The following is a 16,267-nucleotide window of genomic DNA, read 5'->3' as shown; positions in this document are numbered from 1 at the left end:
ACGTACTGGGGAAGGGGTTCGTCCTCACCCCCGAACATGCAGCCGACCTCATCCAGCGCGACCCTCGCAACAAGGACGTTCTCTTCCCCTACCTCAACGGCGAGGACCTCAACTCCCGCCCGGACTGCTCGGCGAGCCGCTGGGTGATCAACTTCCATGACTGGAGCGAGGAACGAGCACGGAGCTACCCGGAAGTTTTTTCCCGCGTCGAAAGAGACGTCAAGCCCGAACGACTCAAGAACAACCGCAAGGTGCGACGTGAGAGGTGGTGGCAGTATGCCGAGCGAGCACCCAAGCTGTATCGGACCATTGGAGATATGGGCCGTGTTCTGGTGGTAGCCAGAGTGAGCAAGACTGGGTTGCCGCTCTTCGTGCCCACTGGTCAAGTCATCAGTGAAGCAACCGTGGTCTTTGCAACTGATCGGCCTGCGGACCTGGCTCTGCTCAGCAGCAGCATCCACTACGCCTGGGCGATTGCGCGAGCATCAAGCCTCAAGGGGGACCTTCGATACACGCCGTCCGACGTTTTTGAGACTCTGCCCTACCCGGTTCCCTCAGTGGGCATGAAAGCGGCGGGGAATAATTTGGATCACCTGCGTGCAGAGCTAATGGGCGAGAGGGGGTTGGGTCTCACGAAATTGTACAATTTAATGCATGACTCTACCGTTAGCGACTTGGGGATCTTTAATTTGCGGAAAATTCATCAAGAAATCGACTGCGCGACAGTTGAAGCGTACGGCTGGACCGACCTTGACTTTTGCCACGATTTCCACGAGACATCCCGCGGTATTCGGTACGGTATCAACGTGTCATCCCAAATAGAGATTCTCGACAGGTTGCTGGAACTGAATCACATGCAGCATTCCATCGACCCATCACCGATTAGTGATGGAACTAACGCCAATGGTCACTCTCTGTTGTCGAGTGGAACGATTGGGGGCGCCTCGGATCCAGTACTTTTCTGACCTCTTAATCAAAAGAGGACGTCGCCTTCCATGGCCCTTTGTGTCATTTTTTCCACCGCGCAGCCTTGGATCCTGTAGGGCGAGGATTCGGCTTTGTATTGCGCATGGTTGAGCTCCAGAAGGCGATCAACCATCTCTCCGCCTGTGGCTGGACTGATCAAGAAGCGAGGTCCCTGACGAGTTTCATAGAATCCATGATCAAGCTCTAGGTCGAACCAGCCATACGCATCCGTCGTCGCCTCATCAACTTTTCGATGAGCGTCACGCAAAGCCTGGATGTCGTTGCTGGAATCCCTTGAGTTATGGATGATCTTGTATAGACCGGTAAGGCCCAGTCGCCTTTCAGTCATAATCTCTCGCCGCAAGCCATCGAGAGCCCGCCCGGCAGTCTCTGTTCTTATCGTCACGGGTGGAAGGGGTAGCGTCTCGTAAACGTCGGACGGTGTGTATCGAATGTCTCCCTTGAGGCTCGAGGCTCGCGCGATAGTCCAGGCGTAGTGGATTCCACTGCCGAGCAGAGCGCTGTGCGCCAGACCCGTCGAGGCGAAAACACCCAACATGTGCGAAAAAACCTGCCCCGTAGGTACGGTAACTGGCATAACCGTTCTGCTGACGAGTGCTACCACCAGAACGCGATCAAGTCCTCTGATGGCATTGATCATGGCCGGCCGCTTCTCCGCGTATTGCCACCAATGGTCACGATATACCTTGCGGTTGTTCTTGAGTCGTTCGGGCTTGACGTCTCTTTCGACGCGGGAAAAAACTTCCGGGTAGCTCCGTGCTCGTTCCTCGCTCCAGTCATGGAAGTTGATCACCCAGCGGCTCGCCGAGCAGTCCGGGCGGGAGTTGAGGTCCTCGCCGTTGAGGTAGGGGAAGAGAACGTCCTTGTTGCGAGGGTCGCGCTGGATGAGGTCGGCTGCATGTTCGGGGGTGAGGACGAACCCCTTCCCCAGTACGTTGGACCCCTGGAACGACTTACCCTTGTTGGCTACCAGACGGTTGCCGGCCGGCTTGCCAAGAGGGCGAGTTCGGACGATCCAGGGGTGAATCCCGCCAAAGTCAATAAGCCACGGTACGGACCTCACAATCAGGTGCATGACACCTCTCATGACACTTGACGAGTTCGCTGAGTCCCAGCGTGCGGACGGCTACTCAGTCAGCACCATCCGAGTCCGCGTACGCTGCGTGAGGGGCATAGCCCGCTTTGCCGGCGTAACCGAGAGCCAGCTCAACATCGATCACGTCATCGGCTACTTCGCCGCTCGCCCCCTAGGCCCATGGTCGCGAAGGACCTACCTGAACCATCTTCGAGCCTTCGGGAGGTGGCTCGGGGTCGACCTCATTCGGGGCATACGCAAGCCCGCAGCTCCCCGGTCAACACCGCACCCACTCCAAGAGGATGAGCTCACGCGGCTCACAACGGCCACACATGGAGTACACAAGACGTGGGTCCTGTTGGGAGCCTTCTGCGGCCTCCGCGCCCACGAAACAGCCAAACTAGCCCGGGAAGACCTATCCACTCTCGATGACGGCACAGCAATACTCCGCGTTACTGGCAAGGGCGGACGCACAGACACCATCCCCGTGCCGCCGGTCGTCATGAAGGCACTCGACTTGACGGGACACGGTAGATTCTGGGACGGGACGCGTCCTGAATCCGTCTCTCGCACTGTCGCCGGCATCGCAGCCAAGATCGGCATCCGCATGCGCTACCACCAGCTGAGACACCGATACGGAACAATGGTCTACCGCTCATCCGGCAGAGACCTGCTCATGACCCAGCGCCTGATGCGCCACGCCTCTCCGGCAACCACAGCCGGTTACGCGGCCGTCGCGGACGACCGCGTCCATGTGATCGTGCATGATCTTCCAGGAGCTGACCCAGGCGCATCCCGGCCCAAGGGTCGGAGGACGGGTTCGAACCGGTGCCTGTCGTGCCGCCAGGAAGCCCGAGCCTAAGGTGATGTCCCACCGCGGTGCCAGGTGAAGCACTGCGTGCCACGCGACGCTTGAAGGATGCATCAGCATCATGGCAACGGACAGGGTGTGATGACGTAGAGGCAGCCCGCCGTGGTGCCTGCGGTGGCGCAGAGGGTCTACGAAGCAGGCGAGTCCATCGAGGCGGCTTGAGTCGCTGCCGACCCGGCACGGCCCTGTGCAACTCGCCGCGAGCCCCACCAATGTCAGTGGACCCCCCTATCGTTGTTCGCGGGTGCCGGTCAGCACGGTCCGCGCCCAGGGAGGGATACCCGCATGCCGTCGTCACCACATAACGCCCCCGCTCCAGAGCCCAGCGTTCCCCACCCCGTGGACGAGGTCCCCCAGACTTTCCGGTCCGGGACATCGTACGACGTCCGGGAGGAGCTCGGCGATCTGATCTCACGGGATCTGCTGGGGCCGTGGGCGGACGAGACCGAGGCACTCGCGCCGCACAGCGCGGGCCCCCGCGACCGGTACCTCGTTGGACTTCTCGGGCCCCGGCCCGCGCCGACCGACTCGCCCGTGAAGGTCGCGGCGGGTCAGGCGGAGACCGAGGTCAGCGCTGAGGGGGACGGGCGGGACCCCGAGCTGTCGGAGCGGCTCACCCCGCAGGCCGCCGGACGGCTGTGGGCGTCGTCCATGGGGCTGAGTTTCCTGGTGCCGGCCGATGTGGGCATGCTCAGTGTCATCGCCTCCTGGGGTCGGTACCGGCAGAGCGACACCAAGACCGACGACGGCCGGGCGGTGCGCACGTGGTCGCGGGAGCCCGTCCGGTACGAGGTGGACATTCCCGTCGACTCGTCGGGCACCGTCCGCAAGGTTCTGGAAGGCGTCGACGACACCGACCCTGACCTTCCCTGCATCCGGCTCGACGTACACGTGCGGGAGCGTCCCGGCACCGTCGATGGCGCGGACAACCTGCGCTTCGTCGACGTGTCTCTGATCAACGCGCTGGAGGAGTCCCGTGAACTGCGGGACGGGCAGTGGCTGTTCCAGACGAAACTTGAAGTCACCTCCTTCGACGGGCAGTCCAGCGTCTTCCTGCCAATCGACGATCCGCTGACTGATGAACCCGGCCACATCCTGGAGAACCCCGAGGAGCAGCATCTGCGGCTGCTGTACCGGCAGGAGTTGAAGCACTCTCACGGGCGGAACGTCGCCGTGCACGCGAGGGTGCTGCCGAAGGGGCGCCGTGCGGTCAAGTTGGAGACGACCTGGCTGCCGGTGAAGGACGTACCGGCCACGGTCGCGCCGAACACGGCGCGTCAGCCGTTGCTCGCCGGTCTTGAGGTGAGCATGGACAAGCTCGCCGAACTGGCCGTATGGGAGCGGCGCGACGAGCTGCTGAAGGCCCTCCAGCCGCTGGCCGACGGCTACGACGGCTGGCTGCAACAGCAAGCCGCCAAGGCGGATTCGCTGTCGGGCGAGCTGCGGACCACCGCGCTGCGGGCGGTCGACGAGGCCCGCGACGCGTGCGGCCGGATCGCCCTCGGTATCGAACTGCTGCACACCAACAAGGACGCATTGCGAGCGTTCCGCTTCGCCAACCGGGCCATGGCCATGCAGCGCCGGGCGACGGCGACGGCCGCGCTGCGGGCCGAGAGCGGTGAGAAGCCGCCCACGTACGCGGCGGCCTACGCCGAGGTCGACGGACGCGGCCCCATGGCCGCGAGCTGGTACCCCTTCCAGCTGGCGTTCGTGCTGCTCAACCTGTGCTCGCTCACCGACCCCGCGCACAAGGAGCGCAGGGCCGACAGCACCGCCACGGTCGATCTACTGTTCTTCCCAACCGGTGGAGGCAAGACGGAGGCGTATCTCGGTCTCACGGCCTATACGTTCGCCATCCGGCGGCTGCAGAAGGTCGTCGGGGAAGGCGAGGACGCCCGCGAGGGGCGGGACGGCGTCGCTGTACTGATGCGGTACACCCTGCGGCTGCTGACGGCGCAGCAGTTCCAGCGGGCCTCCGCCCTCGTGTGCGCGACGGAGGTGCTCCGCAGGGAGGACGAGAAGGTCTGGGGCGGCAGGCCGTTCCGCATCGGGCTGTGGGTCGGTGCCGGCGTCTCGCCGAACTGGTACGGGGACGCGGCGCAGCAGATCGCCGAGGCCAACGAGTCCGCCTCGGGGCGGCATGCGAACGTCCTGCAGGTGCTGTCCTGCCCGTGGTGCGGCGAGGAGCTGCGCGCGTGGCGTGACGTGGCACCGGACGACGTACGGCGGCGCGTCATCGTGTACTGCCCGCGCGGGGAGGACGCGGAACCCTGCCCGTTCTCGCGGATGCTGGCGCGGGGCGAGGGCCTGCCGATCCTCACGGTCGACGAGGAGATCTACCGACTGGTGCCGAGCCTGCTGATCGCGACCGTGGACAAGCTCGCTCAGCTGCCGTGGCGCGGCTATGCGGGAATGCTGTTCGGGCGCGTGAGCGCCTACTGCGAGAGGCACGGCTACCGCCACGACGACCTCGACGAGGAGATCGGCTGCGGGTCCCGGCACAACGCCAAGGACCGGCACAAGGCCGTGACCAGCCGGCCGATGCCACGGCGGCTGCGGCCTCCGGACCTCATCATCCAGGACGAGCTGCACCTGATCTCCGGGGCGCTGGGCACCACGGTGGGGCTGTTCGAGTCGGCCGTCGACCAGCTGTGCACCTGGCGGGCGAAGGACTACCACGGGCAGTTCCGGAACACCGGGCCGAAGATCGTCGCGTCGACGGCAACCACCCGCAACGCCCGTGCGCAGGTGCTGGGCGTGTTCGCCCGGGACCTGGCGATCTTCCCGCCGCAGGTGGTCGACGTCAGCGACACCTTCTTCTCCCAGCAGGTCGACGTCACCCGGGACGACCCCGGGCGGCGCTACTACGGCGTCTGCGCGCACGGGGTGCGCATGAAGGCCGCCGAGATCCGTGTCGCGGAGATCCTCCTGCTCGCCGGGCAGCACATGTTCGACCTCTACGGCGCTCCCGCCGATCCCTACATGACCGTGGTCGGGTACTTCAACGCGACCAAGGAACTCGCCGGTATGCGGCGGGTCCTGGACGACGATGTGCCGAGCCGGTTGCGGACCAATGGGCGCCGCCGAGGCATCGCCGACCGGCTGCTGCGCGACACCGACATGCTCAACCTCCAGGAGCTGACCTCCCGTATCTCGTCGGCGGAGATCAGCGCCACTCTCAAACGGCTGGAGATCGGGTTCAACCCGGAGCACGACACATCGGAGCGCAAGAAGGCGATCGTCGACGAGCTCCGGGACGCCGGGAGGGCCCGTCAGCCCCGGGTCCTGCCCGCCCCACTGCACCGCAGGCCGGTCGACCACGTACTGGCCACGTCGATGCTCCAGGTGGGCGTGGACGTCTCCCGCTTCGGCCTGATGGTCGTCACCGGGCAGCCGAAGAACACTGCCGAATACATTCAGGCGTCCTCCCGTGTCGGACGTCAGGCCAGTCGGCCAGGCATCGTAATCACGCTCTACAACTGGGCCCGACCCCGGGATCTCGCCCACTTCGAGGACTTCGAGCACTACCACGCGACGTTCTACCGGCAGGTCGAGGCGCTGTCGGTGACCCCGTTCACGCGGCGGGCGCTCGACCGGGGCACCACCGCCATGTATGTCTCAGCCGTGCGGCAGGCTTGCGACGAGTTCTCCGACAACGTGGACGCGGAGGGGGTGGACCTCGACGACCCGCGTGTGCGGGACGTCGAGCGGCGACTGCTGGCGCGCGCGGAGGCCGTGGATGGGGACCGGGCGCGTGGCTACCTCGCCGAGCGCATCGACGCCCTACGTGACGCCTGGACGGCCAAGAAGGGTGAGCAGGGCCGGCTCGGCTACCGGGGCCAAACCCGGCAGAAGCAGACGGTGCTGGGCCTGCTGCGCAACGCGGACGGCAGCGCATGGGACGTGCTCACCGTCCCTCAGTCGATGCGCGAGACGGAGAACGAGATCAACATGCTGTTGTCCGCCGACACTGTGCTGTCGGCCCCGGCCGGGAACGCCTGGGAGTTCGGGCCGCCCGCCGAGGGCGGAGACGGCCCGGACACAACGAGCGGCGACGAACACGGCGAGGTGCCGGACCCGGACGGGAACGGCGACGACAACGGCACTGCCAGGGGGCGGCGATCATGAGCAGCGGCGGATACTTCAGGCGGGTGGGGGCGGTACGGCCCAGCCACCTCATGTTCACCGGCGGCGTCGGTGCCCTCGTCGACCTGCCCAACTTCTCCGTCATGGTCAAGGGCCTCGATCACTGGAGCTACGCCGGTGTGCCCGATCCGGTGATCGAGGAGCCCCGGCTTCGCGGGGCCGTCAACCGGGCCCTGCGGCGCTACGGCCCCAACCAGGTGGGCGAACTGCGTGCCGCGCCGTGGATCCCCGGCACCGACACGGACCCGAAAGGGAACGCGGCACGGATCGGCGTGCCCGTGACCCCTTTCCCGCAGTGGCTTCGCTGTACGGCGTGCAATGAGCTGGCCTCCCTGGGTTCGGGCAAGTGGGGGTTCGAGAACAACAACGCCCGCCGCCCTGACGAGGCGCGGTTCTACCACGAGAACTGCTACCGGAAGAAGAAAGGCCGCAAGCCTCTCGCCGTGGCCGCCCGCTTCGCGCTCGCATGCACCAAGGGCCACCTCGACGAGTTCCCGTACACCGAGTTCGTGCACGAGGGTCGCGCCTGCCCCGACACGACGTACCCGACACTGCGGATGCGCGACAACGGCGGCAATCTAGCGGCCAACGTCTCCCTCGAATGTCTCGTCTGCAAGAAGGCCAAGCGCAACATCCGGGCCGCGATGGGCGACAAGGGTCGCGAGAACCTGCCTTTCTGCCGCGGTCGGCACCCGCAGTTCGACGGCGTCTACGACACCTGCGGCGAGCGGCCCTACCTGCTGGTCGTGGGCGCGTCCAACCAGTGGTTTCCCGTGACACTCAGCGCGCTGGCACTGCCCGACACAGGGACCGACTCGCTGCGCAAGCTCGTCGAGGAACGCTGGCCGGATCTGGAGGACTTCGAGAACGAGGCGGAGATCGCCATGTTCGCCAAGAAGTCGAAGCACCACCGCTACCTTCGCGACTACGAGCCCGGACAGGTCTGGCAGGCCGTGTCCGCCTTCCGCGCGGCTTTGTCGGGCAATGCGGGCGAGACCGAGCAGCCGCCCGGTCCTCCGGACCTCCTGACCCCCGAGTGGCAGGTGCTGTCCGCGGAAAAGACCCCCGACCCGACAGAGGACTTCGCGTTGGTGGACGCCTCGCTGAGCGGGCCGCTGTCCACCGTCTTCTCCCAGGTGCGACAGCTGGAGCGGCTGCGCGAGGTGCGCGCCCTCATCGGCTTCACCCGGCTCGACGCACCCGACCCGGAGGACCCTGGCGCGGTCACCCGCGTGGAAGTGGGGCGGCGCGAGCACGGGTGGGTGCCGGCCAGCGAGGTGCGAGGCGAAGGGCTGTTCCTGCGGTTGGACGATCAGCTGATCGAGCAGTGGGAGCAGCGGGTCGCGCCGAGCGACGAACTCGCGGCACACGCCGCGGCCTTCGGCCGGTTCCGCGACCACCGCAAGTCGGATCGGCTCCCCGACGGATTCGACCCGATGCAGGGCTGGCCGGGCAGCCGCTACATCGCCCTGCACACACTCTCCCACCTGCTCATCCGCACCATCGCGATGGAGTCCGGCTACAACTCGGCGAGCCTGGCCGAGCGGATCTACAGCGGCGACACCGGGGAACGGCGGACCGGCATCCTCATCTACACGGCCGTCCCGGACTCAGAGGGCACGCTCGGCGGGTTGGTCTCCCTCGCCGACGAGGACCCGAGCACCGGGGAGAACCGGCTGGCCAGGATCGTACGGACGGCGCTGCACACGGCGGGGCGGTGCTCCTCGGACCCGCTGTGCGGTGAACGCCTTCCCAAGGCACCGGAGGACTTCCTGCACGGTGCCGCCTGCCACGCCTGCCTGTTCGTGTCCGAGACCACGTGCGAGCGCGGCAACCGGTTCCTGGACCGGCGGTTCATCACCCACCTAACAGGCGACCCGAAATCACTGGCCCTAATCCCGGACTACGGGTGAGCGGATCGCCCAGGTGAGTCGCAGACACTTCGAGGCGGCGGCAGCTACGGCCGCTTCCTCGCTCGGGCCCACACGGACGAAGGCCCTGGCTTCACTCCTCGCCCAGGGCCGTTCCCCCGCGTACATCATTGGCAGGCTCCAGACTCCAGCCGCGTTGGAAGCCGTATCGGCGTTGATGGCATCGCTGACGGAGGACGACGTTCCCTCGGCGGAGGCGGCGGCATATCTGCGGGGTTACGCGGCTGCCTGGACCCGGCGACGCGAGGTCACCGAGGCCCGTGCGGTATGGAGCGGTCCCTCCACGCCCGGAACACCCAGTCGCGCCACCGCCCAAGTGCTGATGGAGGTCGTCGGGGCCGCGCAGCACCGGTTCGTCGCCGTGACCTACTCGGCCCGCTGGTACGCACCGCTGACTGCGGCGCTATCAGAAGCCGTGGCCCGCGGCGTCACGGTGGACATCGTCATGGAGACGTTGGAAGGCGCGGGCGGGCTGCTCTCCGGGCGTGAGCCGGCCGATGCCTTCTCCCGCGTGCCGGGCCTGCGGCTCTGGCACTGGCCGATGGGTCAACGCCAGACTCCCGGAGGCCGGTTGCACGCGAAACTGGCGGTGGCCGACGATCGGGTCCTCTTCCTCTCCAGCGCCAACCTCACGGCGGCCGGCGCCGAGCGCAACATCGAGGCGGGCGTCCTACTGAATGGCGGTCCCATGCCGGGGCGAATGGCGGACCACATAAGGGAGTTGCAGCGTCGGGGGGTTCTCGCTCGGTGGCCAGGAGCGTCTTGAGGCCCCGCCACCGTCGAATCATCGCCATTCATATGACCGATTGACAGCCACTGTGCCCTGCCAGCCGCAACTCGATCAACAATTGAGCCGCCAGTTTCACACGATGCAGGAGGTCACAGATGGTCGCCGTCGCTCTGGTGCACAGCACCGCGCTGATGACGGAGCGGCTCCCCGAAAAGCCTCCGGCATGGCTGACCCGTGGTGAGCGGACCTTCGCGTACCCGTACAAGGACTGGAGAAAGCCACGTGTATGGTGTCTCGCCTTCTTCACGGACCGTCACGCCCGGTATGAGCAGAGCAGGATCATCGGGGTGGGCGGTGTCTTCCCGGGCAGACGGTCGGGTACCTACGAACGCGCCCTGCTCGCCCGCGACTTCACCGCACTCCGTGTTCCGCTGCCGCTCGTCGACCTTGAGGGCGCCATGGGGGCCAGCCGCCGATTCCTCAAGGACGACGGTCGTTTGTCTCCCGCGGCTGGCGACAACCTGCTCGCCGCCATCCGGCATCTGCGGCCGGAACTGAACGAGACGCTGGACGACCTGGAGAACAGCCTGGGGGCCAATCCTCCGACAGGTCGGGAGGGAGAACAGCGGAGCCTTGAGAAGGACGCCGTGGGCACCCTCATGGAGACGTTCGGCGCGGACCGCGATCCGCTCGAAGCGTGGCAACAACCACTCAGCGGGGATGATCCCCGATCCCGGTCCGTCCCCTTCATCGAAGGGCTGCCCGCTCTTCGGCAGATCGAGGACCAGCAGATCGTCCACGACTACCTACGCTTCCCTGGCATGGAGGGCGAGGACGCCGTGCAGGTCGGCTGGCGAATCTACCGTCGTAACTCCGAATCCCGCCATCGGTTGTTCGTATACAACGCCAACCGCACGAACGCCGAGACCGTCATGGGCGTCGACATGATCTACGTGAATGAGCACGCCCGCAGCGTGGCCATGGTCCAGTACAAGCGCATGCGTCAGAGCGGGCCCGGCTGGGTGTACTGGCACGACGCCACCGGTGAGCGGGAGCTGAAGCGGATGGAGACCGTGGACGACGAGTGCAAGGCCGAGGACGAGTGGTCTCGGTCCAGCCAAGAAGGCTCAGCGACACTGGGAGACCCGCGCTTGGTCCCCACGCCCAGCATGGTCAAACTGTGCCGGACTACCCCCTTCATGATGAACTCCGCCGCCCTCATCCCTGGCATGTATCTCACGCGGGAGCACTTCCAGGAACTGCTTCAACGCCCCGAGGCCGACGGGCCGTCCGGCGGGACACGCATCGTCGAGGAATCAGTTCCTCGGTACCTGAACAACACCACCTTCACTACGCTGCTCAGGGACGGATGGATCGGCACGCGTGGCACCGGCTGGGACTATGTCATCGACCTGATACGCGAGAGCCTGTCCGTCAGCGGACCGGGCTCCGTCGTCGTGGGGATACACCGGAGCGAGGTTCCGCCCGGCAACCGCCGAGTCAACTGACCCGCGCCGCAGGTGGACCCTGGCCATCCGCCTTCGCGCCCTGGCGCGTACCGACCGGCATAGCGCATCGACACCGGTCAGTAAAGTGATCGTAGTCTTCTGGAGGGGCCGCGGATGGCGACGCTGGGGATGCACCGGGACTTCCTGCTGGAGTTCGCGGCGTTGGAGAAACCCGTTCAGAAGCGGGTCTTCGAGGTGTTCGAGAAGTTCACGGCGGCCACGCACACCGGGCTGCACCTGGAGAAGCTGACGCACCAGAAGGACCCTCGGCTGCGGACCATCCGCATCACCGGCTTCTGGCGCGGCGTCGTCCTCAAGGGAGAGTCGGGCGACAGCTACCTGCTGCTCAAGGTGCTCCCACATGACAAGGCCAACGACTGGGCCGCCAAGCACCGGGCGTCGGTGAACGAGGCGACGCAGGGCATCGAGATACGCAACGACGTGGCCCTGGAACGCGCCACCGCAGGGTTGCGTGCGCTCGCCGCCGAAGAACCGACCCGCCTGTTCCCCGCCTCCGACTACCCGGACAAGGTGCTGCGCAGCCTCGGCGTGGACGAGGAGATCCTGCCGATCATCCGGCTGATCCCGGACGAGGACCATCTGGAAGCACTGCACAAGGTGATGCCGGAGCATCAGTACGACGTGCTGCTGGGGCTCGCGACCGGGATGAAACCCGAGGCGATCGACCGGGAACTCGTGCAGGCGTATGCCCGGACCGTCGGGCGGACTCGCGGAGCCGATGACGGCGATGAGCTGGAAACCGCGATGGCCCGTTCCCGCGGCCGGGTCGCGCTCGTGTCGGGCCCCGTCGACCTGCAGGGAATCCTAGAGCGGCCGTTCGACGCCTGGCGGGTCTTCCTGCACCCGAGCCAGTACCGGGTGGCGTACCACGAGGGCTACGCCGGTCCGGCCCGGGTCACCGGCGGGCCCGGCACAGGGAAGACGGTGGTAGCCCTGCACCGGGCGTACCACCTGGCCCGGCAACTGCCCGAGGACGCCCCCGACGGATGCGTTCTGCTCACCACCTTCACCAGGGATCTCGCGGCCGAGCTGGAGCGCTGTCTGACGCTGCTGGTCGAGGAGGAGAACGTCCGAGCAAAGATCCGGGTGGTCAACGTCGACGCCCTGGCCAACGAGATCGTGCGGGCGGAAAACGGCGGCGCCCCGCTGAAGCTGGTCTTCGACCAGAAGGAGATCACCGCCCGCTGGGCGCGCATCGCCCGGCGGCTGGAGGTCGACTTCACGGACGTCTTTCTCGACCAGGAGTGGCGTCAGATCGTCCTGGCACAGGCCCTGATGGCCCCGGAGGAGTACCTGAAGGCGCCGCGCACCGGCCGCGGTACCGCGCTTCCACCGCTGAAACGCCTCCAGGTATGGCGGGCCATCGCCGCGTTCGAGGAGCAGTTGCGCCAGGCCGGCGAATGGACGTTCCTTCAGGTGTGCGCGGAGGCAGCACGCGTCCTGGACGGCCGGGAAAGGCGGCCGTACCGCCATGTCGTGATCGACGAGGCGCAGGACCTGCACCCCGCGCAGTGGCGGTTCCTGCGGACTCTGGTCACCCCCGGCCAGGACGATCTGTTCCTGGCCGGGGACACCTACCAGCGGATCTACGGCAATCGGGTGTCGCTGCGCTCGCTCGGCGTCCAGGTCGTCGGCCGCTCGCACCGATTCCGGATCAACTACCGCACCACGCAGGAAATCCTGGCCTGGTCGGCCTCATTGCTGACCGGTGAGGAGCCGGACGACATGGACGGCGGTAACGAGACGCTAGCGGGATACCGCTCGACCATGCACGGAGAGCGACCGGAGACGGCTGGGTATGCCACGAAGTTGGAAGAGATCGAGGCGCTGGTGGCCCGCGTGCGGGACTGGATCGGCGTAGGGGTGCGGGCGGAGGACATCGGGGTTGCGGTGCGCTTCGTCCAGCTGGGGCGGGACATCGCCCAGGCCCTGGAGCAGGCCGGCGTCGCCGCGTGCGTGCTCGGTCCCGGGCGCGGTGGCGCCGGTGTCCGGATCGGCACCATGCACCGGATGAAAGGGCTGGAGTTCCGCTGCGTCGCCGTCGCCGGGGTGAACGACGGCACCATGCCGATGAAGTCAGCCGTCACCGCGGTCGAGGTCGACGCCCAGCAGCACCAGGAGGACCTGAACGGCGAGCTGAACCTGCTGTTCGTGGCATGCACGCGGGCGCGCGAGGCACTGCGGGTCTCCTGGCACGGGCCGCCCAGCCCGTTCCTAGCGCCGGTCGTCAACCCGCGCCCGTAGTGTTCATAGCTCCCGTACGCCATGGCTGCTTGCCCAGGCGTGACGTGCGTGGGGCCGGCAGGATGCTGTCGCCCCCACGCTCCACTGGAGGGGGAGGGTGTCAGGAAGTGCTTGGGCCCTCGTCCACGATACGACGGGCCTCCGCCAGGGCCGCCGTATGCGCGAACCACTCCAGCACCGCGCAGATCTCCTCGCTGTGCGCGGCGAAGACCTCCAACGCGAAGGACGGGCGCAGGTCCAGTTTCGCCTCGGCCAAGTCGATGCCATCGATCCCGTTCAGGCGGTTCATCAACTCGCGACGCAGCGGCTCGTCATCGAACGGGGGACGCCTCTTCAGATACTGGAACACGACCTCGACGGTGCCGGAGACCGGGTAGAGGGCCAGGGGCCACGGCTCTCGGGAAGCGGGGGCGTTGCCGAAACGCACTGTGGGGAAGCAACTGGTCTCGCTCGCCCGGCCGTAGCCGAGATGACCGCCCTGCTGCTCCCAGAAGCGCAGGGCGTTCAGAACGCCGTCGGCGGTCTCCTCGGTCTGGTTGTCGCGCAGTTGCGTTTCGAACCGGTCGGCAGCCGACAACTGCTCGTCGCCGTTGGCCCGCGGTGACGGCTCGGCCTCATCGGAGACGTCCTTGCCCAACAGGGCCGCCAGGTCGGACGTGGTCAGCCGGTGAGATCGGAGGGCCCGGTCCGCGTCGTCGAAGGAAACTCCCTCGGCCTCCAGACGGGTACGCACATCACCGAGGTCCTGGCCATCCGGCCACCGGAAGCCCGCCGAGACGCGGCCGTCCGCCGTCAGCACCCGGTAGGCGCCGTGCAGGCCCGCCTTGGACGCCAGATGCTGGCCGACCGGGACAGCGTGGGTGCCGATGAGCGCCGCGACATCACCGTACGTCGTCCACGTCCCGGCCGGCATGGCGAGAAGCGCGGCCCGCAGCTCCTTCCAGCCCGACCACTCGTCGTCCACCAGAACCGTGCCCGCGACGGGCCCGGGCCACAGCCGTACCACCCGGTCGGCGAGCGCGGCGGCACGGTCGAGGATCTCCGCCTTCCCCCAACGCTCCCGCCCCGCGATCTCCTGGTTCATCCGCAGAGAACTGAACTCCAGGATCTCCTGCTTGCGGCGGAACGGATGGTTCGAAAGCTTCGCGTTGTCAGCCGAGAGAGTCAGGTTGCCCAGCGTGTGGACCAGGAGGGCGTGGAGTTCCTCGGCGCCCTGTCCGTCTTCGGTCTCCTCGGCCAGCAGGTCCAGCCACTGGTGCGCGGGACTCTGCGGCAGCACGTGCTCGACGGTCAGGCGCGCCTTGGCGTAGTCGACCGGTTCGCTGGCTCCGTAACTCTCCTCCAGCCTGCGCAGCACCTGGAACCGCTGGTTGCCACGACCCGCTTTGTAGAAGGGGCGGGTACGGATCGCCTCCCGCACGGCGTCGTCGTCGGGCCAGACGCGGGCACCCGTCCTGCTCTTCGACAGGAAGCGGCACACGGCGTCGGCCGGATCGTCGTCCTTCTCCATCTCCTTGGCCATCTCCATGAACACCCGGTTACTGCCTGTGGTGGAGTGTCCGGTGAACAGGCGCCGCACCATGTAACTCTCCGCGTACGCCAGTGCCCGGGCGGCCTGGTGAGGTGTGGCCTGCCCGTCGTCCACGCGGTCGAGCAGGTGGAGCGCCAGCGGGTAGTGGGTCTGGCCGCCCCACCGGGAGAGCCTCTCCAGCACTTCGCGCAGCTCCGGGTCGGGCTCCCTCGCGGGTTCCAGAATCCGCGTCAGCCGTTCCGCCCGGCGGGCCAGGGAGGCGATTTCACGCTCCAAGGCCCCTTCGTCGGAGCTCAGAGGCTCCAGGCGTTTCTTCTGGTCCCGGTAGATCTCGCTCTGCTTCGCCCGGCTGTTGCCGGCCACCACCAGGTCCAGCCAGACGAGGAGTTCGAGGTTGGCGGGTCCCAGCCGTTCCTGCATGGGCAGCCAAAGATTCTGGTAGACGGATTGGCCCCGCGTCGGCAGGCACATGAAGAGGTAGTTGCGCAGCAGGTCACTCTGCCGGAGTCCCACCCCGGTGTTGTTGATCGACTCGAAGATCCGATAGACGTTGTCGCCCTCCGACGCGGTGATCTCCACGATCGACAACAGACCGCTCAACACGGTCTCCACCGCGTCCGTCCACACCTCACCGCCACTTTCCTCACCCTCGGCGAGGGCGCCCAGGAAGTACCGGTAGGCCGCGCCCACGTTGCCGGGCCCACCGGCTCTGGGAGAGCTCTCGACGCAGGCGATGAAGGCTTCGCGGTCGGCTTGCGTCGGTAGGAGGCGGTAGTGATCGTCGCCGCTGCGGTACTTGTTGACGAGCACGAGGTCGTGGATGCGCTCGGCCTTCTGCTCCGCGCCGCGTTCCCGGTGGCGGTCACGCAGCGCGGCAAAGGCGAGCATGAGGGTGGTCAGCCGCTGCTGGCCATCGACAACGAGCCAGCGCTGCATGCCGCCGGCGGTGATCCTGCCAGGAGCCAGCACCACGGAGCCAAGGAAGTGCGCTGCAGGAGACCGCTCCTCCAACTGGTCATCAACCAACTCAAGCACGTCGTCCCAGAGTTGCTGGAGTTCATCCCGCTGCCAGCTGTAAGTGCGCTGATAGAGCGGCACTTGGTACTGCTTCTCGCCCTGGACGAGTTCGTTGATCGTGGTCTCTTGAGCGTGCATGCGCGTCTTTCCCCCCACCGAGTCCCGGACGACCCATATTCCACCATCAAGGTGGGGGTGTCCTCGTC

At 66.7% G+C, this 16,267-nt stretch carries 8 protein-coding genes; 6 read left to right on the top strand and 2 right to left on the bottom strand.

Translation table 11 applies throughout. From position 1 onward, the window contains the following. Window positions 1-965: type IIL restriction-modification enzyme MmeI (locus tag GT042_RS09130; RefSeq protein WP_345943722.1), on the top strand; the 965-nt coding region annotated here is incomplete at its 5' end. An 8-nt stretch (window positions 966-973) separates the two neighbouring features. Here GT042_RS09130 and GT042_RS09125 read toward each other — a convergent pair. Next, on the bottom strand, window positions 974-2,062 hold the full coding sequence (locus tag GT042_RS09125) for a type IIL restriction-modification enzyme MmeI (RefSeq protein WP_161308197.1): 1,089 nt from the start codon (window positions 2,060-2,062) through the stop codon (window positions 974-976). A 1,210-nt stretch (window positions 2,063-3,272) separates the two neighbouring features. Between GT042_RS09125 and drmA the strand changes: the two genes are divergently transcribed. The 5 genes from drmA to GT042_RS09095 all read left to right on the top strand — a co-directional run bounded on the left by drmA (window position 3,273) and on the right by GT042_RS09095 (window position 13,513). Next, window positions 3,273-7,061 (top strand): DISARM system helicase DrmA, encoded by a 3,789-nt coding sequence (gene drmA, locus GT042_RS09115; protein ID WP_161308195.1) that lies wholly within the window; start codon window positions 3,273-3,275, stop codon window positions 7,059-7,061. Further along, window positions 7,058-8,992 carry a DUF1998 domain-containing protein gene (locus tag GT042_RS09110; protein WP_161308194.1) on the top strand — a complete coding sequence of 645 codons (1,935 nt, stop codon included), beginning with the start codon at window positions 7,058-7,060 and terminating at the stop codon, window positions 8,990-8,992. The genes drmA and GT042_RS09110 overlap by 4 nt, the downstream gene beginning before the upstream one ends. Window positions 8,993-9,005: 13 nt before the next feature. Next, on the top strand, window positions 9,006-9,776 hold the full coding sequence (gene drmC / locus GT042_RS09105; protein ID WP_161308193.1) for a DISARM system phospholipase D-like protein DrmC: 771 nt from the start codon (window positions 9,006-9,008) through the stop codon (window positions 9,774-9,776). 119 nt (window positions 9,777-9,895) lie between these two features. Continuing rightward, the gene (locus GT042_RS09100; RefSeq protein ID WP_161308192.1) at window positions 9,896-11,248 is read left to right on the top strand and encodes a hypothetical protein; all 1,353 of its coding nucleotides are present in this window, start codon (window positions 9,896-9,898) and stop codon (window positions 11,246-11,248) included. 114 nt (window positions 11,249-11,362) lie between these two features. After that, entirely contained in the window at window positions 11,363-13,513 is a 2,151-nt protein-coding gene (locus GT042_RS09095; protein WP_161308191.1) for a UvrD-helicase domain-containing protein, read from the top strand. A gap of 100 nt (window positions 13,514-13,613) precedes the next feature. Here GT042_RS09095 and GT042_RS09090 read toward each other — a convergent pair whose 3' ends face one another. Continuing rightward, window positions 13,614-16,199, bottom strand: a complete 2,586-nt coding sequence (locus tag GT042_RS09090) for a DUF262 domain-containing protein (RefSeq protein ID WP_161308190.1) — start codon at window positions 16,197-16,199, stop codon at window positions 13,614-13,616. Between the last annotated feature and the right edge of the window lie 68 nt (window positions 16,200-16,267).

The organism is Streptomyces sp. SID3212, from assembly GCF_009865405.1.
Lineage (GTDB): Bacteria > Actinomycetota > Actinomycetes > Streptomycetales > Streptomycetaceae > Streptomyces.
Note: the sequence above shows the minus strand (reverse complement) of the source record. Positions and strands in the feature narration are given on the sequence as shown.